A 19496-nucleotide genomic window follows, 5' to 3' on the forward strand; every position below is an offset into this window, starting at 1 on the left:
TTGGCTTCTACTTGGATGTCCGAAAATGGCTAGCGTAGTTGCGGGTGGTGTGGTTTCATGGGGGAGAGCGTTGACGGGTGGCGTACAGGGAGGAGTGGCCATGGTGGACAACGTTTCTGCTGCGGGACGGGAGCAGGACGAGGCGGCTGCCCCGGTTGAGGTGGCGTCGTTTACCGGGACGACATTGCCTTCTGATGATGTGTGCTGGGAGGCGTTGTGCGCCCATGATGCGCGGCTTGATGGGCTGTTCTTTGTCGCGGTGAAGTCGACGGGCATCTATTGCCGCGCCACCGTGTGCCCTGCTCGTAGGCCTAAGCGTGAGAACTGCGTGTTCTTCAAGACGGCGGCCGAGGCCGAGGCTGCGGGGTTTCGTCCCTGTTTGAAGTGTCGTCCGGAACTTGCGCCGGGCGCACCCGTCGCGCCCGATACCGAGAACGCCGTTCGCTGTGCCGCTGAACTCATCCGCGAGGGTGTAGGGTCGGCTCGCATCGCTGAGGTGGCGCGTGAACTGGGATTGTCCGAACGCCAGCTACGCCGACTGTTCGAGCGCGCGTTCGGCGTAACGCCGGCGACATATCGTGCCACGTGTCGTCTTCTGTTAGCGAAAAGCCTGCTCACAGACACGGATTTGCCGGTGACGCGCGTGGCGTTCGCGTGCGGGTTCTCGTCGGTACGTCGCTTTAACGATGCCTTCTCGCAGCGTTATCGCATGCCTCCCACGCACTTTCGAGCACGCGCAAAGGAGGGCGCGCCGCGTGCCGCCGAGGGGCCTATTGTGCTCCACGTGGGGTATCGCCCGCCGTATCGGTTTGACATTCTGCTGGATTTCCTGCGTAAACGCGCCATCGAAGGGGTGGAGGCGGTCGAAGACGGGGTGTACGCGCGCGTCGTGCGACTAGACGCCGATGGAGAGAGACCTGATGCGAAGCCGCGCATCGGTTGGATTCAGGTGGTCGACGAGCCGGCGCGCAATCGCCTGGCGCTCACGGTGTCGCCCGAGTTATTCGGTGACCTGCCGCTGGTGGTGGCGCGGGTGCGCCGGCTTTTCGACACCGACTGCGTGCCCGCCGCTGTGGAGGCTGGCCTGTCGGACTTTTATGCGCGCGTGCCAGCTAGCCGTCATATTCCCGGCGTGCGGTTGCCCTGCTGCTTCGACAGCTTCGAAATGGCCGTGCGCGCCATTTTGGGCCAGCAGATCACGGTGAAGGCGGCTGGTACGCTGGCGGGGCGCGTGGCGCGTGTGTTTGGTACGCCAGCTGAGGTGCCGAACGCGTCCCTGACTACGGCTTTTCCGCCGCCTGAGGCGTTCTGCACGTTCGATGCCGCCGAGCGGCTGGGTGAGTTGGGCGTCATCGGCCAGCGTGCGCGTGCTATCTGCGCGCTCGCGCGCGGCATCGTGGCGGGCGAAATTGACCTGCGCCCCGGCGCTGACTTGGGTGAAAACGCCCGCGCGCTCGCCGCCATACCCGGCATCGGCGAGTGGACGGTGCAGTACCTACTCATGCGCGCCTATGGCTACCCGGATGGCTTCCCTTCGTCCGACCTGGGCGTACGCGAAGCATTCCCCAACCTCAATCCCCGCGACATCGCGCGGCTGTCCGAAGCGTGGAGCCCCTTCCGCTCCTACGCGGTCATGTCGCTCTGGTGCGCACCCCACGAAGAGCCGCCCAAGAAACCTGCCACGCCGCGTCGTAAGAAGAAGGTGGCGAAAGAAGCGGAAGGGAGCATGCGGCCGACCACCTGAGCCAGCCTCCCTCGCGAACCGCCGCGCCCGCGCCCACTCAGCCCACCCCAATCGAGAGGAACACCATGGATTACCTGGACACACTTGACACCCCCATTGGCCCCATCACCATCGCAAGCGACGGAGAAGCGCTTGTCGGTTTGTGGATGGAGGGCCAGAAGTACTTCCAGTCCACGCTGGGCGAGACGGAACAGCACTCCGACCTGCCCATATTCGCCGAAACGCGCGCCTGGCTTACGCGCTACTTCGAAGGTGCCGACCCCGGTCCGCTGCCAGCCGTAAACCCGCGCGGCACGGAATTTCGCCAGCGCGTGTGGCGGCTTCTGGCCGAAATCCCCTACGGCCAGCTGACCACGTACGGTGAACTCGCGCATCGCATGGCTGAGGACACGGGCGTGCGGGCCTCCGCGCGCGCCGTCGGCGGGGCCGTGGGACACAACCCCATCTCCATTATCCTGCCGTGCCACCGCGTGGTAGGCTCCGGCGGTAGCCTGACGGGCTACGCGGGCGGCCTGCAAAAAAAGATCGCCCTGCTGAAACTGGAGGGCATCGACGTCGACAAACTAAAAATTCCCACGAAGGGCACGGCGCTGTAGCAGCATGTCACTCGCTCATCAGGTTGCCCTACGTGAGTCTGGCCGAGCGAAACGCCTTGTCGCGGGCGTGTTCCTGCACGAAGGCGCCCGCATATACTCCGCCGTTTGCGCAAGCGACGCCCGCGCGATTGACGCAGTTTTTATCGAGGCGCTGTGCGCCGGCGCGGCTCGGCACGCCGCCCGTGGTACACTGACCGATCGACAGAAACCCGAACGCGCAAAGAACCGGCCTCGCGCCGGCTGCGGAAAGCGATACAACCCATGGCAGATTACATCGAGGGCAAACGCCCCATCATTGAGGCGCTGCGCACGCAGGTGCCCGTCAAGCGCATCCTTCTGGCCGACAACGCGAAACGCGACAGCCTGGTGGAGGACATCCTGCGCAAGGCGAAGCGGTTCGACGTGCCCGTGCAAACGGTGCCGCGCAAGCAGCTGGACGAAAAGTCCGAACGCGGCAGCCACCAGGGCGTTATGGCCGAGACGAAGCCCCATGCTTACGTGGATATCACCGAAATCGAAGCGGCCGCCGCGGCTTACGCTGACGAGCATGACGGCCGAGCGCTCGTGGTCATCCTCGACCACCTGACCGACGCCGGTAACCTGGGCGCCATCGCCCGCAGCGCCGAGGCGGTGGGCGCGTGTGGCCTGGTCATCCCCAACAAGCGCAGCGCACGCGTGGATGCTTCCACGTACAAGAGCTCGGCCGGCGCCATTGCGCACATGCCCGTGGCGCAGGTGCCGAACCTCGTGCAGATCATGGCGCGCCTCAAGGAGCGCGGCTTCTGGGTGGCAGGCGCCAGCGAGCAGGCCGACGACGTCATCTGGAAGGCGAACCTCAAGGGCAAGATTGCGCTCGTCATGGGCAACGAGGCAGAAGGCCTGTCTCGCGTGGTGAAAGAAAGCTGCGACTTTTTGGTGAAACTCCCCCAGATGGGCGAAGTGGCATCCCTCAACGTAGCGCAAGCGTCCACGGCTTGCATGTACGAGTGGCTTAGGCAGAACTATTAGGACATGGCTAAGCAGCGGAAAAAGTTGTTGCTCGTGGATGGGTATAACGTGTTGCGTTCGGGCAGCCGCTATCGCGAAATCGCGGGGCCCGACTACACGGACGACACGTTCAACACGGCGCGCGAGACGCTGGTGAACGACGTGGTGAACTACGCCGGGCGGGATTGGCGCGCCATTATCGTGTTCGATGGCGCGCGCAACGCGTTTTCCACGGGGCAGGCCGAAAGTGTGGGTGGCGTGCGCATCATGTTCTCTCCAGCTGGCCAGTCGGCCGACAAGGTTATCGAAAAGCTCGCGCACGACGCGCGCGAGCGCCAGGTGGAAACGCTTGTGGTCACGAGCGACGCCACCATTCAAGACACCGTGTTCGGCTTCGGCGTGGATCGCATGAGCGCCGACGGCTTCTCCCGCGAGGTCGACCGCTATTACGACGACGTGCGCCTCGACGAAACTCCCAAGGTGGCCGAAAAAAACACCGTCGCCTCCCGCATCGACCCCGCCACCCTCGCCAAACTAAAAGCATTGCGCGACGCCGCCCGGTAAGCCCAGGCGCGCGGCTTCCGCACTTTCCGCAGATCAGCAGCCTGACAACTTGAAGTTGTCAAAGTGCGCACTCGAATTACTGGCGCACTGCGCTGGCAACCCGGTAGGATAGAGGGTAGCTTTCGAATTATTCCTGCATCGCCGAACCGGAAGCGCGGAAGGGGATCCTTATGACTTACGACGTTGCCGATCGTCTTATCCAGATGCGTCGCCGCCGCGGCCTCTCTCAGGGGGATTTGGCGCGCGCCCTCGGCTTGTCGCGTCAGGCGGTTTCCAAATGGGAGCGCGGCGAGTCCTCGCCCGATACCAACAATCTCATCGCGCTTGCCACGCTCTATGGCGTGACGCTTGATGAACTGGTGGGCCCGCTTGGTGATCAGCCGGCTGGCGGTGTGTCGGGAGAAGCCGGGGTGCTCGCGACAACTGCTGTACTCGATGGGCCTCATGAGACTTACGAGGTGGAAGATGTCGCAGCTGGCGCACTCGGCGCAGTTAGTGGGGGTGATGACGCCTCTGTGGCGCCCGATTCGCCCTGCCAGCAAGAAGCTTCCGATACACCCGCCGATGATACGCCTTCTCCTTCTGTCCGCTTGCTGCATCGGCGGTATCTCACTGCGTTAGGAGCGCTGGTTGTCGTGTTCGCCCTTATTGGCGCGGCTGGTTGGTTTGTGCTCACGGGCCCGCACACTCACGTCACCGACATGCTGGGTATCACGGGCACCTTCGAAGACGAAGTGGCTTTCGCGGGCATTGAGCGGGTGGTAGTGAACTGGCCGGCCGGTGAGGTGGAAATGCGTGCTGGTTCAGCCGACGGCATCGTGGACATTCAGGAGCATAGCCCTGACAACACGAAGATGGGGAACTATCGGGTTGAAGGCACAACGCTGGAAGTGTGGGCTGGCAACACGCGCGGCTGGGATGATCCTGATGCCCCCGCCAACGATCTCGCTGTGACGCTGCCGCTCGAAAACCTACCCGCTGCGCCACACCTCAACGAACTCGTGCTGAACACACGCAGCGGCCACTTCGCCATCCTCCATATTGAAGGCACAACACTGAATGCAACCCTTCGCGACGGTTCTCTCACAATGGCGCACTGCACATTCGAGGACTACCGCCTGTCCTAAAGTTGGCGTGGCACAGCGCGACGCGTTATCGCGGTCGACCTGACAGACAAAAGTGTGACGCGCTATCGCGCTGGCTATTTCGCCACGAGTTTTTCGCATTCCTTACCTCATGACGCGGGCTAACTGGCTTGAAGGCGAGGTCTTGCAGTCGAGACAACCCTCGTAGGGATGCTACAGCGACGGCGCGCAGCGCCTAGTCCCTTTAGGGAAGCGCCGTTCGCGCGAAGCGCGAAAATGCAGGTCAAGGCTGTATTCTGCGCCTGCGGCGGAGCGGACGCTCTGGAGAGCGTCCCTACGAGGGCGGCCAAACAGGTACGTTAGTCGCAGAAGAACATGCCCTCGTCATAATAGTGGGGAGGCACATTGCATCTTGGCGTCATTGGTAGCGCGAAGCGCGTCACACTTTGTCCCAGGCAGCGCAATGGCAAGAGTCGACGAGATTTTCATGAGGCTTAACAAAGAGAACAGCGACAACTGGCGCAAAAAGCCCCTTTGTGTACGGATTGAACGAGTTCGAAAAGGCGCAAGAAAAAGGCGAACAGGCGTTTCTTTATTGGAGGCATACTCTACACCAGTTTTTGAAGGCTCAAATCCGTACACAAACCCGCAATCCTGCCATTTTTGACCGAATTCTTTGTCAGACTGCCATTACTATATCTACCTCTGATGGGTGGGCGATCGCTCCAACAAAGTGTGACGCGCTATCGCGCTGGCTATTTCGCCACGAGTTTTCCTCATTCCTTATTTTATGACGCGGGCTGACGGGGCTTGAAGGAGAACATCCCTTGCAACTCTTTGCAGTGCCTTTTCTCATAAAATCCCATTTCACACGCATAGGCAACCAACGGTTGCGTAAAATGATAACCAGACGTGCTGGTGCAACTTGCGGGGAAACCGTAGGCTGGGGATCGAGAAAGGGGTCGACATGACCCGCACGACGCCGAGAAAGGGATCGTTCATGAACGTCGAGATTGCCCAGCGCCTCGCTGCTTTGCGACGCGAGAAGGGGTATAGCCAGGAGGAGTTGGCCGAGCGGCTGGGCTTGTCACGCCAAGCCGTGTCGAAATGGGAGCGGGCGGAGTCGTCGCCCGACATTGGGAATATTGTGGCGCTCGCCAAGCTCTATGGCGTGAGCGTTGATGAACTGCTTCGCGTGGATGAAAACATCGCCGACCTTGAGGACGACGCGCGCTTCGAAGAGCAGGACAAAACCGCCGCCGCGGAAGCCGAAGTGCAAGCGGCCGCAGTGCGCGCCAACGAGGCCGCGGTACGCGCCGCTCAAGCGGCCGTCGCTGCGGCGCAGGCTCGCGCCACCGCCGAACAGGCGCACGCGCACGCTCAGGTTCCGCCCGCCGCACCTCAATCAGCGGCACAGCCGATGCCGCAGCCCGCCCAGCCCGCGCCTCAGCCGCAGGTTCCGCCCGTACCCCAACAACCCTACGCACCTTATGCGCAACCAGCGCCGCAGCCGGCGGTCGCTCCCGAACGCAAGCGTGGCCCCTGGCTGACGTTCCCATACCCCATCCTCTGCGTGATTATCTTCTTGCTCTCCGGCTTCTTTACGGGTTGGTGGCATCCCGCATGGCTCATATTCCTTACCATTCCGCTGTACTATTGGATCGCGCGCATCATCGAAAACGATCCCAACTATCGCGCCGACCACGAGCGCCGGGGGTAGGGGAGCATCATGACCAAACTCACCACATCATCCTATATAAAGATAACGCTCATTGTGTTGATTGCCCTGCTGCTGGGCGGGTTTGCGCTGTTCGGCAGCGCGTGCGCCAGCTGGGGCTTCAGCATGGGGGGAGGAGCAAGCATGGGGAACGCAAACGTATCGACGCAAGGTATTCGCGCCATCGACATCGACTGGGCTGCCGGGTCGGTGGACGTGCGCCCCTACGAAGGCACCGACATTGAACTGGTGGAAACGGCCGACCGTGGCATCTCGAAAGCCCAGGGCATGCGCTGGGACGTGAAGGGTGACACGCTGAAAGTGGACTACGGCGGATGGATGTCGTGTTTGTCGTTCACCAGCAAACACCTCACGGTGAACGTGCCGCGCGCCCTCGCCTCGCAGTTGGACGACCTGGACATCAATGGCGCGTCCGGCAACTACCAGGTGACCGACATCGGATGCCGCACCTTCGATTTCGACTTGGCCTCGGGCAAGCTGGAGGCTCAGGGCCTCACCACCGATGAACTGAAGGTGGACGTCGCCAGTGGCAAAGCCTTTGTGGAGGGAAGCGTGGCGAACAAGGCGCGGCTACACGCCGCCTCGGGACGCATTGAAGTCACGTTGCGCGACAAGGCGCCGCACACCATCGACGCCGATTTGGCCAGCGGCAACGTCACGGTGTCGCTGCCTGCGGACACCGGCTTCACGGCGCGGGTTGACAAGGCGTCTGGCAACTTCAGCACCGAGTTCTCCACGGACATGCGCAGCGACAATACGTATGTGTGCGGCAATGGCGAAACCGATATCAAGGTGGGCATGGCCAGCGGCCACTTCGCGCTGAACAAAACTGCGTAAGCGCAGCGGCGGGCGGCTAGGCGAGCGGGCGCGCACCAGCGGCCTGTCGCCCGCCCGCGCCCTACGCTTCTTCCGCGGCGAGGCGCACGGCGGAACCTTCCCGTTTCGCCTGATAAAGTGCCTCATCGCTCCGCTTGATAAGAACATCTATGGACAAGCTGGCATCGTCAGTCGCGGCGATGCCCGCGCTGGCCGCAAGCCTCCACGAGCCTCCAGCCGCCGAGTAACGCTGAAATTCCTCAAGCACGTCGTGCACCAGGCGCTCCGTCTCGTCCAACGCGACCACACCCAGCAGCGCCACCACAAACTCATCGCCGCCCCAGCGCACCACAAAGCCCTCGGGAAATGCTTCGCGCAACGTGTCGGCGGCATGCACTAGCGCCTCGTCACCCGCCGCGTGGCCGAACTGGTCATTGATGCTCTTGAAGTTGTCCAGGTCGAAGGCAATAAGAGTAATGGACTTGCCGTCGCGCTGCTTCTCGAGATACTCGTAGAAGTAGCGGCGGTTGTAGAGCCCCGTCAGATAGTCGGTGCGAGCGGCAATAACAACGCGCTCTTCCAGTTCGCGCTCGTTGGTCACATCGCGATAGATACGCAGCTGACCTGTGACGTTGCCAAACACGTCTTTGATGGCGCGCTGATTCACCTCAAATGTGCGGCGCGCCCCGCGGATGGTGGCCGTGAAAAAGCTTGAGTCAGCGAAGTCGTGCGTGTCCACCACATCATCACCAAGCGCCACGCGACGCCAATGGTCAAACTCCCCGCCCAGGGCCTCTTCGCGCCTGATGGCGAAATAGTCCTCGGCGTGTCCGTTCATGTTGAGAATCCTGTTTTCCAGGTCGAGCACTACCACGGCGTAGGGCATAGAGTTGATGAAAATCTCTAGCTCAGTCTCAATGTTGCTAAGATTCGTCACGTCATGCGCCACGCCCACGGTGCCCATCACCGAGCCGTCGTAGTCAAACAGCGGCGACTTATACGTTTTGAATTGGCGCATACCTGCTTTCGTTTTCACCTGCTCGTCGAAGAGGCACGTGCGCCGCGCGCGCATGGTTTCCTCCTCGGACTCCAGACACACGTACTCGCCCTGGGCGTACTCGTCGGGCGTGATGTCCCATATATAGTAGTGGCCGCGCCCCTCCACCTGCGCTTTCGTCTTGCCCACGGTCTCACAAAACGCGTCGTTTACCTTGACGTGCGAGCCGGAAGCGTCCTTGAACCACACCAGTTCAGGAATGGAATCGATCGCGGTATCCAAGTATTGCCGCGCGAGGTCTAAATCGGCGTCCCGCTTCGCCGCGTTTTGGATGCGGGCGAATTCGAACGCGAGGCGCGCTTCGTCGAGCGGCGCTATCCACAGCACGTCAATGAGTTCGTAATCAGCGGCCGTCCAAGTGCTCACCATGCGCTCGTCGGCGATGACCACCACAGCGCGGAAGAAGCCGGACCAGCACGCGCGCTGTCGCTCGACCAGGCTCGCAAGGTGGATGGAAGGTATGAGTGGGGCGACGTCCGTCGATACACCCTCGGGTGCGCGCGCGTCAATGATGGCGATGTCACAGCGACAAAACGCCTCGGCATCGAGCGTAGGGCGTACGGTTATAACGTGTTCGAACCGATCGAGGGGTGCACAATTGCGCACCGTCTGCTCGACGGATCGGTCGATGCCAAATATGGTGATGCGCAGCGACTTGAGGTACATGCTCCGCCCCTCCTTCAAAGGATGGTTGATATTGTACCTCTTTTGCCACCCGGATGGTGTTATTGCTCCGTGTGAGACGTTACGAATTCAAGGCTATTATGGGAAAGGGAGATCAACTACACTAGGCTGTCGAAATAACGCGGGAGTGCGTGGCGATACGCTTCGCAAAGCGAATCTCAACCAACGGTGACGCAAGGACAGATATCCTATGAATTTCAGAACGCTTCGGCTTGAGGATAAGGAAGCCATTGATCAGGTGCTTAAGCCTCTCGGGCGCAACGACTCCGCGCTTGGTTTCGCGAACCTGTTCTCGCTGACGGAAAAGTACGGCACGGAAGTCTGTCTTGAAAAAGGCGTCCTCTACGTGCGCCAAAACGACCGAGTGCCCAACGCCGTGGCGTACTACCCGCCCTTCGGGGCCGCTGATTTACCGGCCACGGTGGAGCGCATGCTGGCTGCCGCCGCCGATGCCGACGAGCGCGCTGTGCTAGTAGGCATCTCGCCCGAAGAGAAGGTCCTGCTGGAAGAAGCGCTTTCGGGCGCGTTCTCGTTTTCGGCCGACCGTGCCTTCGCTGACTACCTCTATCACACCGATGTTATAGCCGCCTATAAGGGTCCGGCCCTCGCGAAGAAGCGCCGCGAGACCAACAAGTTCTACCAGCTGTACGGTGACGACGTGGAACTAGAGCCCATCGACCCCGCCCGCCTCGACGACCTGGCCGCGTTCCAGCAAACCTGGTTCGAAACCAGCCGCCGCCGCGGCACTGACGAGCACCCCCTGGAACTGGAGCACCGCAAAATCCTTCTCGACCTCAACCACTTCGCCGCCCTCGACCTGGAGGGCATCGTCCTGCGCATCAAGGGCGTCGTGCAAGGCTATGCTTACGGCAGCCTGCTGCCCGGCGGCGCCTTCGATGTCATGGTCCTCAAAGGCAACCTCGACTACCGCTACATCTGGCGCGCTCTCTTAAAAGAGCTATCCCAATCCGTCCAAGACCGCGCCCCGCTCCTCAACCTAGAAGAAGACCTGGGCCTCCCCGGCCTCCGAGAAAACAAACTAAGCTACCAACCCTGCACCCTTCTAGAAAAGTACCAAGCGGTACCAGTCGCGAGCTCATGAGTCCTCAATAAAGTGTGGCGCGCTGTCGCGCTTTCTATTTCGCCATGAGGTGGCTGCCATCCCTAGCTTTATGACGGGGCTGACTTGCTTGAAGGCGAGGTCTTGCAATTGAGATAACCATTGTAGGGATGCTCTCCAGAGCATCCGTTCGCGCGAAGCGCGAAAACGCTGGTCACGGTAGTATTCTCCGCCTACGGCGGAGAGGACGCTTCGTGAAGCGCCCCTACTAAGGTAACCTTCTTAGTTAGATTTATCGTACATGAAAGAGCCCGCGTCGTAAGGTAAGGAATGCGGGAAAACTTATGGCGTAATAGCCAGCGCGAAGCGCGTCACACTTTTGTGAAGCGCGACTTTTGTTACGAACCCAAAGAGCCCCCAGTGCACACACACCCAGATGTTCCGGCGAAGCCGGAACTCAACCCAAGAGCCCCAACCACGCAAGCAACACACGTCAACCTTCACAGCAAGAAGGCGAAGCCCGCCGGCCCCCGGCCGGCGCATCCCTCACCCCCTGTGATTCGGGGGGTTCCCAACCAGCAAGAGGGCCGGGGGTGGGGGTGTCGCGAGATTTCGCGGAGCGCGCCGCCTGGGCAACACCGCCCTCCCAAGGCCAAGCCCCGGATCGCCGGCCCCCGATTCCGGGATGCCCTGAACCATGCGCCGGCCCATTTCCGCTTGGCCCCTTTGGCGGTGTTGCCCAGGCGGCCGTTTGCGCGGAGTGTTCTCGCGACCCCCCCCCCCCCCCCCCGCCCCCCCCCCCCCCCCCCCCCCCCCCCCCCCCCCCCCCCCCCCCCGCCCCCCAGCACGATCCCCCCAACAATCTCCCAACACCGTCACACTCTCACCGCCCGCCCCAAAACCCCCAATCCGGCAACAACTAACTCACCTCAACCAAAAAAGACACCCCTACGTTTCCCCAGCTAACCCCCCGAATCAACAGCAAATCCCCACAGTTCGTAAAAATTTTTCTTGACACCCCTTGACCCCAGCAGTATTTTAGGCAATTGCGACTTTTCGCAGATTTACTGATTCTCTTGAAGGAGGAAAAGCCTCGTGGCTCAAGCAAAAACCAGTGCTCCCACCAGCCTTTATAGGAATCGCCGCAGCTTCGCAAAGATCCCCGACGTCATGGACGTCCCCAACCTCATCGCCATCCAGACGGAGAGTTTCAAAAACTTCATGGGTGAAGGCCTCGCGCAGGCTTTCAAGGACATGAGCCCCATTGAAAACTCCACGAAGGATATGTGCGTCGAGTTCGGTAAGCACGAGTTCGGCGAACCCAAGTACACGGTCGACGAGTGCAAGGAGAAGGACGTCAGCTACCAGGCGCCCCTGTTCGTGGAGATCCGCTACATCAACCGCGAAACGGGCGAAATCAAGGAGCAAGACGTATTCATGGGCGACTTCCCGCTCATGACGCCGCGCGGCACCTTCATCATCAACGGCACCGAGCGTGTGGTCGTGTCCCAGCTCGTGCGTTCCCCGGGCGTGTACTTCGCCTCCGAGCGCGACAAGACGTCGGACAAAACCATCTTCAACGCGAAGGTTATCCCCAGCCGCGGCGCATGGCTGGAATTCGAAACGGACAAGCGCGACATCCTGTCCGTGCGCATCGACCGCAAGCGCAAGCAGCCGGCAACGCTGCTGGTGCGCGCCCTTGGTCTGGCCGAAACGCGCGAGGAAATCATCGAGCTCCTCGGCAGCGACGAAATGGTGCTGCGCACGCTCGACCGCGACCCGGCTACCACCAAGGAAGAGTCGCTCATCGAACTGTACAAGCGCTTCCGTCCCGGCGAGCCGCCCACCATCGACTCCGCCCGTACGCTGCTCGAGGGCTTGTTCTTCAACCCGCAGCGCTATGACCTGGCGAAAGTGGGCCGCTACAAGATCAACAAGAAGCTCGGTTTCGACCCGGACTTCGAGGCCTCCACGCTCACCGATGACGACATCGTGCGCACGATGCAGTACATCGTGGCGCTGCATGCCGGCCAGGAAGGCTTCCAGACCGACGACATCGACCACTTCGGCAACCGCCGCATCCGCACGGTGGGCGAGCTCATCCAGAACCAGTTCCGCATCGGCCTCTCCCGTATGGAGCGCGTCGTGCGCGAGCGCATGAGCATGCAGGAGCCCGACGAGATCACCCCGCAGTCGCTGGTGAACATTCGCCCGATTGTGGCGTCCATCAAGGAATTCTTCGGCTCTTCGCAGCTGTCGCAGTTCATGGACCAGACGAACCCCGCCGCCGGCATCACGCACAAGCGTCGTCTGTCGGCCCTCGGCCCGGGCGGTCTTTCCCGTGAGCGCGCCGGCTTCGAGGTGCGCGACGTTCACACCTCTCACTACGGCCGCATGTGCCCCATCGAGACGCCTGAAGGCCCGAACATCGGCCTTATCGGTTCGCTCGCTACCTACGCGCGCATCAACCCCTACGGCTTCATCGAGACGCCGTACCGTCGCGTGGTGGACGGCAAGGTCACCGACGAGGTGGACTACCTCACGGCCGACGAGGAAGAAAACTACGTTATCGCCCAGGCGAACGACCTGTTCGACCCCGAGACGCGCGCCTTCGGCACGTTCGACGACAACGGCGTGTTCCACGAGGCTGCTCGCGTGCTCTGCCGTACGAAGGATGCCGCCGGCACGTTTGGCGAGCCCGACGAGGTGCCGCCCGCGCAGGTGGACTACATGGACGTGTCCCCGCGCCAGATGGTATCGGTGGCTACCTCGCTCATTCCGTTCCTCGAGCACGACGACGCGAACCGCGCCCTCATGGGTTCGAACATGCAGCGTCAGGCCGTGCCGCTGCTCAAGCCCCACGCGCCGCTCGTCGGTACGGGCATCGAGCACCGCATTGCCGTTGACTCCGGTGAAATTCTCGTCGCACAGAACGCGGGCGTCGTTGACTACGTGGACGGCCAGACCATCATCGTGCTGAACGACGACGGCGAATACGACGAATACCTTGTGCCGAAGTTCCAGCGCTCCAACCAGTCCGGCTGCCTGAACCATCGCCCCATCGTCCGCAAGGGCGACGAGGTGCAGGCCGGCGACGTGCTGGCCGACGGCCCCAGCTGCGACGGCGGCGAGCTTGCGCTCGGCCAGAACCTCATGGTGGCCTACATGCCGTGGGAAGGCTACAACTACGAGGACGCTATCATCGTGTCCGAGCGCGTGGTGGCCGAAGACCTGCTCACGTCCATTCACATTTCCGAATACGAAATTGACGCGCGCGACACGAAGCTCGGCCCCGAGGAAATTACCCGCGAGATTCCGAACATCTCCGACGACATGATTTCCGACCTGGACGCCGACGGCATCATCCGCGTGGGCGCCGAGGTGTTCCCGGGGGATGTCCTGGTGGGCAAAGTTACGCCGAAGGGCGAAACGGAACTCACGGCCGAGGAGCGCCTGCTGCGCGCCATCTTCGGCGAGAAGGCCCGCGAGGTGCGCGACACCAGCTTGAAGGTACCGCACGGCTCCGGCGGTCGCGTCATTGGCATGAGCCGCTTCTCCCGCGCGGCCGGCGACGAGCTGGCTCCCGGCGTGAACGAACTCGTGCGCATCTACGTGGCCCAAAAGCGTAAGGTGCAGCAGGGCGACAAGCTGTCCGGCCGCCACGGCAACAAGGGTGTTATTTCCCGCGTGCTGCCGGTGGAGGACATGCCCTACCTCGCCGACGGTACCCCCATCGACGTCATCCTGAACCCGCTGGGCGTTCCGTCTCGTATGAACGTCGGCCAGCTTCTAGAGAACCACCTTGGCTGGGCCGCGAAGTGGGGCTGGGACGACGCGGAGGAAACCGACGCCGTGGTGGAAGGCCCCATGCACGTGGCCACGCCCGTGTTCGACGGTGCCACCGAGCGCGAAATCTCCGACGCTATCGAGAAGGCGAACCGCAACCTTATTAATAAGAACCATGCCAAGTTCGGCGACAAGGCGCGTGACGAATTCGTGCCGCAACTGTCCCGTACCGGCAAGACCTGGCTCTACGACGGTCGCACGGGCGAGAAGTTCCGCGAGCCCATCACGGTTGGCCAGAGCTACATCCTGAAACTCGGCCACATGGTGGACGACAAGATTCACGCCCGCTCCACCGGCCCCTACAGCCTTATCACCCAGCAGCCTCTCGGCGGCAAGGCCCAGTTCGGCGGCCAGCGCTTCGGCGAGATGGAAGTGTGGGCGCTCTACGCGTACGGCGCTTCCAACGTGCTGCAGGAAATCCTCACCGTGAAGTCCGACGACACCGCGGGCCGCGTGAAGTCCTACGAGTCCATCGTTAAGGGCGAGAACATCCCGGCCGCCGAGGTGCCCGAGAGCTTCAAGGTGCTCGTGAAGGAAATGAAGTCGTTGTGCCTGAACGTCGAGCTTGAGGGCCACGACCACCAGACGATCGACGTCACGGTGGAACACGAGGAATCGAACGACAACGATCGCGCGCTGTACGAGGCCTTGGCCGCCGACGCGCGCAAGACCGAAGAAGACGCGGCGACCGCGCTCGACGACATCGCCGCTGAACTGGGAGAGCTGATGAGCGACGTCTCTGACGACAATGATACGAACGACCTGATCGGTGAGGGAGAGGAGCGATAAATGACGACGGAATTCGACGTTAACAACTTCGACGCCCTGCGTATCTCGCTCGCTTCCGCCGAGGACGTGCGCAGCTGGTCGCGCGGCGAGGTGAAGAAGCCCGAGACCATCAACTACCGCACGCTCAAGCCCGAGAAGGACGGCCTGTTCTGCGAAAAGATTTTCGGCCCCACCAAGGACTGGGAGTGCGCCTGCGGCAAGTACAAGCGTGTGCGCTTCAAGGGCATTGTCTGCGAGCGCTGCGGCGTTGAAGTGACGCGTTCCAAGGTGCGCCGCGAGCGCATGGGTCACATCGAGTTGGCCGCGCCCGTGTCCCACATTTGGTACTTCAAGGGCTCGCCGAGCCGCCTGGGCTACCTGCTTGACATTCCGCCGAAAGAGCTGGAGAAGGTGCTGTACTTCGCCAGCTCCATCGTGACCTCGGTGGACAAAGAGGCCCGCGAGGAAGACGCGGAGGAGCTGCGTGACGAGCTGGCCGCCGACCTTGAGGAGCTGGACGCCGAGCGCGACCGCCTCATCGAGGCCACGCGCAAGCTGTCCACCGGCTACGTGCCCGAGGACGACGACTTCGTCGACGACGTGGACGAGGACGAGCGTCTGTCCCCTGAAGAGGTCGAAGAGGAAATCGCCGACATCTACGAGGAATTCAACGAGCGCAAGGCACTTCGCCAGGAGGCCTTCGACGCCTTCATGAAGATTGAGCCGAAGCAGCTCGTGCCTGATGAGGCGCTGTATCGCGAGATGCGCCTGAACTACCGTGACTACTTCACGGGTGGCATGGGCGCCGAAAGCGTGCGCGATCTGTTGGAGGCCATGGACCTGGGTGCCGTGGCTGACGAGCTGCGCGAGACCATCGCCAACGGCAAGGGTCAGAAGCGCGCCAAGGCCATCAAGCGCCTGAAGGTGGTTGACGCGTTCCTGAAGTCTGACAACCGCCCGACGGACATGATCCTGGACGTGATCCCGGTCATCCCGCCCGATCTGCGCCCCATGGTGCAGCTCGACGGCGGCCGCTTCGCCACGTCTGACTTGAACGACTTGTACCGCCGCGTGATCAACCGCAACAACCGCTTGAAGCGCCTGCTCGACCTCGGTGCTCCCGAGATCATCGTGAACAACGAGAAGCGCATGCTGCAGGAGGCCGTGGACTCCCTGTTCGACAACGGCCGCCGCGGCCGTCCCGTCACGGGTCCGGGCAACCGTCCGCTGAAGTCGCTCTCTGACATGCTGAAAGGCAAGCAGGGCCGCTTCCGCCAGAACCTGCTGGGGAAGCGCGTGGACTACTCCGGCCGTTCGGTTATCGTTGTGGGCCCGCAGCTGAAGCTGCACCAGTGCGGCCTGCCGAGCCAGATGGCGCTGGAGCTGTTCAAGCCCTTCGTCATGAAGCGCCTGGTGGAGCTTGAGTACGCCGCCAACATCAAGGCCGCAAAGCGCGCCGTCGATCGTGGCGCCAGCTACGTGTGGGACGTGCTGGAAGAGGTCATTACCGAACATCCGGTGCTGCTGAACCGCGCACCTACGCTGCACCGCCTGGGCATTCAGGCCTTCGAGCCGGTGCTGGTTGAAGGTAAGGCCATCAAGCTGCATCCGCTGGTCTGCACCGCCTTCAACGCCGACTTCGACGGCGACCAGATGGCTGTGCACGTGCCGCTGGGTGCCGAGGCGCAGGCGGAAGCCCGCGTGCTCATGCTGTCGTCCAACAACATCAAGTCGCCGGCCCACGGCCGTCCGCTCACCGTGCCCACGCAGGACATGATTATCGGCCTGTACTACCTCACCGCAGCCCGCGAGGGCTTCGAGGGCGAAGGCCGCGCGTTCATCGACTTTGCGGACGCCATGAACGCCTACGACGCGCGTGCCGAGCTTGACCTCCAGGCCAAGATTTGGGTGCGCCTGTCCAAGGACACCCAGGTGGCCACGGCGTACAACACGTTCGAAGAGCACAAGGCGGGCGAGCGCATCGAGACCACCATCGGCCGCATCACGTTCAACAACGTGCTGCCCGCAGACTACCCGTACCTGAACTATGAAATGAACAAGAAGGAGATCAGCCGCCTGGTGGAGGACGTGTGCAACCGCTACGAACTCTCCAAGGTGCCTGCCATCCTCGACGGCTTGAAGGACGCGGGCTTCCACTACGCCACACGCGCTGGCGTTACCGTGTCGGTGTACGACGCCACCGTGCCGCCGAACAAGGGTGAGATTCTGGCGAAGGCCGACGCAAAGGTTGCGGCCATCGACGAGGACTACGAGATGGGCCTCATGAGCCAGGAAGAGCGCCACAAGCAGGTCGTTGACATCTGGAACGACGCCAACGAAGAGGTCGGCGACGCCATGGCCGAGAACTTCGACAAGTTCAACCCCATCTACATGATGGCGTTCTCCGGTGCTCGAGGCAACATCAAGCAGATTCGCCAGTTGGCGGGTATGCGTGGCCTGATGTCCGACCCGAAGGGTGAAATTATCGACCGTCCGATTAAGGCGAACTTCCGCGAGGGCCTGTCGGTGTTGGAGTACTTCATCTCTACGCACGGCGCTCGTAAGGGTCTTGCCGACACGGCGCTGCGTACCGCCGACTCGGGTTATCTGACCCGCCGTCTGGTGGACGTGGCCCAGGACGTTATCATTCGCGAGATCGACTGCGGTACCGTGGACGGCGTGCCCTACCCGCTGCACAACGAGAAGTGCGAGCTGGACGAGAACCTCATCGGTCGTTGCGTGCTGAACGATGTGAAGGGCACGGACGGCACCGTGGTGTTGGCCGGTGGCTCCTACATCGAGCGCATGGATCAGCTGGCGGCCATGGAGGCGGCCGGTATTGAGGAGCTGGTCATCCGCACGGTTATGACCTGCCATGCCGAAAACGGTGTGTGCCAGAAGTGCTACGGTTGGGACTTGGCCACGTCGCGTCCCGTCAACATTGGCACGGCAGTGGGTATTATCGCTGCTCAGTCCATTGGCGAGCCGGGCACGCAGCTTACCATGCGTACGTTCCACACCGGCGGCGTCGCGGGTGAGGACATCACGCACGGTCTTCCCCGTGTCCAAGAGCTGTTCGAGGCGCGCAAGCCGAAGGGTCTCGCCGTGCTGGCGGAGATCTCCGGTACGCTGCAAATCGCCGGCGACAAGCAGTCGAAGACCATCACCATCCACGACCAGCAGGGCAACTTCCGCGAGTATGTGGTGAGTGCCCGCGCTCAGATGCTGCCGGGTGTGGTGGATGGCTGCGAGGTGCACGTGGGCCAGCAGCTGACGAAGGGTTCTGTGAACCCGCACGACCTGCTGCGCCTTACCGACCCGAACACGACGCTGCGCTACATTGTGAGCCAGGTCCAGGGCGTGTACGTGAGCCAGGGCGTGGATATTAACGACAAGCACATTGAGGTTATCGCGCGCCAGATGCTGCGCAAGGTGGCCGTGACGGATGCCGGCGATTCCGACTACCTGCCGGGCCGCCAGGTGAACCGCTTCGAATTCGAAGATGCCGCCAACGCGCTCATCGCCGAGGGCAAAGAGCCGCCGATTGGCCAGCCTTTGCTGCTGGGTATTACGAAGGCGTCGCTCGCAACGGATTCGTTCCTGTCGGCCGCTTCGTTCCAGGAGACCACCAAGGTGCTCACCGACGCCGCCATCGAGGGCAAGATCGACCACTTGGCCGGCCTCAAGGAGAACGTTATCATCGGCAAGCCTATCCCGGCGGGCACGGGCCTTCCGCGCTACCGCGAGGTGGGGCTTACCTACAAGGGTCGTCCGGTGGCTGGCGTGCAGGGCGATTCGCTGCCCGACTTCGCGCCGGATGCGCTGCGCGACATCGAGGAGCTGCTGCCGCAGCCGCAGGATTGGTCGCTCGACGGCGATGGCTACCTCAACATGGGTACGAACTACGGCAGCTACTACAGTGGCCTGTCGCTGGGTCATCGCGGCCCGCAGCTGTCCGACGAGGACGCGCGCCTGTACATCTACGATGATCTGGGCGTGTCGCAGCGTTGGGCGAACAAGTTCTCCGAGGCGGGCATCGAAACGGTGGCCGACCTCGTGGGTCACACCGAGGAGGACCTGCTGCGCATTGAGGGCATTGGTGTGAAGGCCATCGAAGAGCTGAAGGAAGGCTTGGCCGAGCGCGGGCTGTCGCACGTGATTGAGGACGACCTTGCGGCTACGAGCGACGACATGTCGCAGCTGCTTGACATGGTGTTCTCGCCTGATGACACCATCCTTATCGGCGGCGATGAGCCCCCCACCTTCAACACCGAGGGTGAGGACATGCTGGGCGAGGCCCTGCCGCCCCGCTCCTACCAGCGCAACCTGGAAGAGCTGGACGCGCTGCTGGGCTCCGTAGGCTCACTCGGCTTCGGCCTGACCACCAAGGAATCCGAAGAAGCCTCAAACGATATCGACGAATAGCCTGTTGGAGGGGCGCGCTTTCTTGGGCGCGCCCCTTTTGTTGTTGGGCGTTGTGTGGCGGAGGTGGTGCGGCAGCGCCCAGTCGCTCGGACAGTCCTGAGCTCGCACGAACAGCCCACTGGGCTG

General features: G+C 62.2%; 11 protein-coding genes. 10 read left to right on the forward strand and 1 reads right to left on the reverse strand.

The genetic code is table 11. The annotated features are described in order from the left end of the window. Positions 1-100 precede the first annotated feature (100 nt). The 7 genes from QNJ86_RS06730 to QNJ86_RS06760 all read left to right on the forward strand — a co-directional run bounded on the left by QNJ86_RS06730 (position 101) and on the right by QNJ86_RS06760 (position 7551). Positions 101-1744, forward strand: coding sequence for a DNA-3-methyladenine glycosylase 2 family protein (locus QNJ86_RS06730; protein WP_283831839.1), 1644 nt, complete (start codon positions 101-103; stop codon positions 1742-1744). A gap of 65 nt (positions 1745-1809) precedes the next feature. Further along, positions 1810-2340 (forward strand): methylated-DNA--[protein]-cysteine S-methyltransferase, encoded by a 531-nt coding sequence (locus tag QNJ86_RS06735; RefSeq protein WP_283831840.1) that lies wholly within the window; start codon positions 1810-1812, stop codon positions 2338-2340. A gap of 261 nt (positions 2341-2601) precedes the next feature. Then, on the forward strand, positions 2602-3348 hold the full coding sequence (gene rlmB / locus QNJ86_RS06740) for a 23S rRNA (guanosine(2251)-2'-O)-methyltransferase RlmB (RefSeq protein ID WP_283831841.1): 747 nt from the start codon (positions 2602-2604) through the stop codon (positions 3346-3348). Between the two features lie 3 nt (positions 3349-3351). Then, positions 3352-3891, forward strand: a complete 540-nt coding sequence (locus QNJ86_RS06745) for an NYN domain-containing protein (protein ID WP_283831842.1) — start codon at positions 3352-3354, stop codon at positions 3889-3891. Between the two features lie 170 nt (positions 3892-4061). Beyond that, on the forward strand, positions 4062-5018 hold the full coding sequence (locus tag QNJ86_RS06750; RefSeq protein WP_283831843.1) for a helix-turn-helix transcriptional regulator: 957 nt from the start codon (positions 4062-4064) through the stop codon (positions 5016-5018). 925 nt (positions 5019-5943) lie between these two features. Beyond that, a complete protein-coding gene (locus QNJ86_RS06755; protein ID WP_283831844.1) occupies positions 5944-6696 on the forward strand; it encodes a helix-turn-helix domain-containing protein in 753 nt (250 codons plus the stop codon). A gap of 9 nt (positions 6697-6705) precedes the next feature. Beyond that, complete coding sequence (locus QNJ86_RS06760) at positions 6706-7551, forward strand: DUF4097 family beta strand repeat-containing protein (protein WP_283831845.1); 846 nt, start codon at positions 6706-6708, stop codon at positions 7549-7551. A 61-nt stretch (positions 7552-7612) separates the two neighbouring features. On the opposite strand, the gene QNJ86_RS06765 is transcribed toward QNJ86_RS06760, so the two are convergent. Then, positions 7613-9253 carry a diguanylate cyclase domain-containing protein gene (locus tag QNJ86_RS06765; protein WP_283831846.1) on the reverse strand — a complete coding sequence of 547 codons (1641 nt, stop codon included), beginning with the start codon at positions 9251-9253 and terminating at the stop codon, positions 7613-7615. Between the two features lie 208 nt (positions 9254-9461). Here QNJ86_RS06765 and QNJ86_RS06770 point away from each other — a divergent pair, with 208 nt between their 5' ends. The 3 genes from QNJ86_RS06770 to QNJ86_RS06780 all read left to right on the forward strand — a co-directional run bounded on the left by QNJ86_RS06770 (position 9462) and on the right by QNJ86_RS06780 (position 19370). Beyond that, a complete protein-coding gene (locus QNJ86_RS06770; protein ID WP_283831847.1) occupies positions 9462-10373 on the forward strand; it encodes a DUF2156 domain-containing protein in 912 nt (303 codons plus the stop codon). Positions 10374-11426: 1053 nt separating this feature from the next. Then, on the forward strand, positions 11427-14966 hold the full coding sequence (rpoB, locus tag QNJ86_RS06775; protein ID WP_283831848.1) for a DNA-directed RNA polymerase subunit beta: 3540 nt from the start codon (positions 11427-11429) through the stop codon (positions 14964-14966). Continuing rightward, positions 14967-19370, forward strand: a complete 4404-nt coding sequence (locus QNJ86_RS06780) for a DNA-directed RNA polymerase subunit beta' (protein ID WP_283831849.1) — start codon at positions 14967-14969, stop codon at positions 19368-19370. Positions 19371-19496: the final 126 nt, after the last annotated feature.

Source organism: Gordonibacter faecis (assembly GCF_030077735.1).
GTDB lineage: Bacteria > Actinomycetota > Coriobacteriia > Coriobacteriales > Eggerthellaceae > Gordonibacter > Gordonibacter faecis.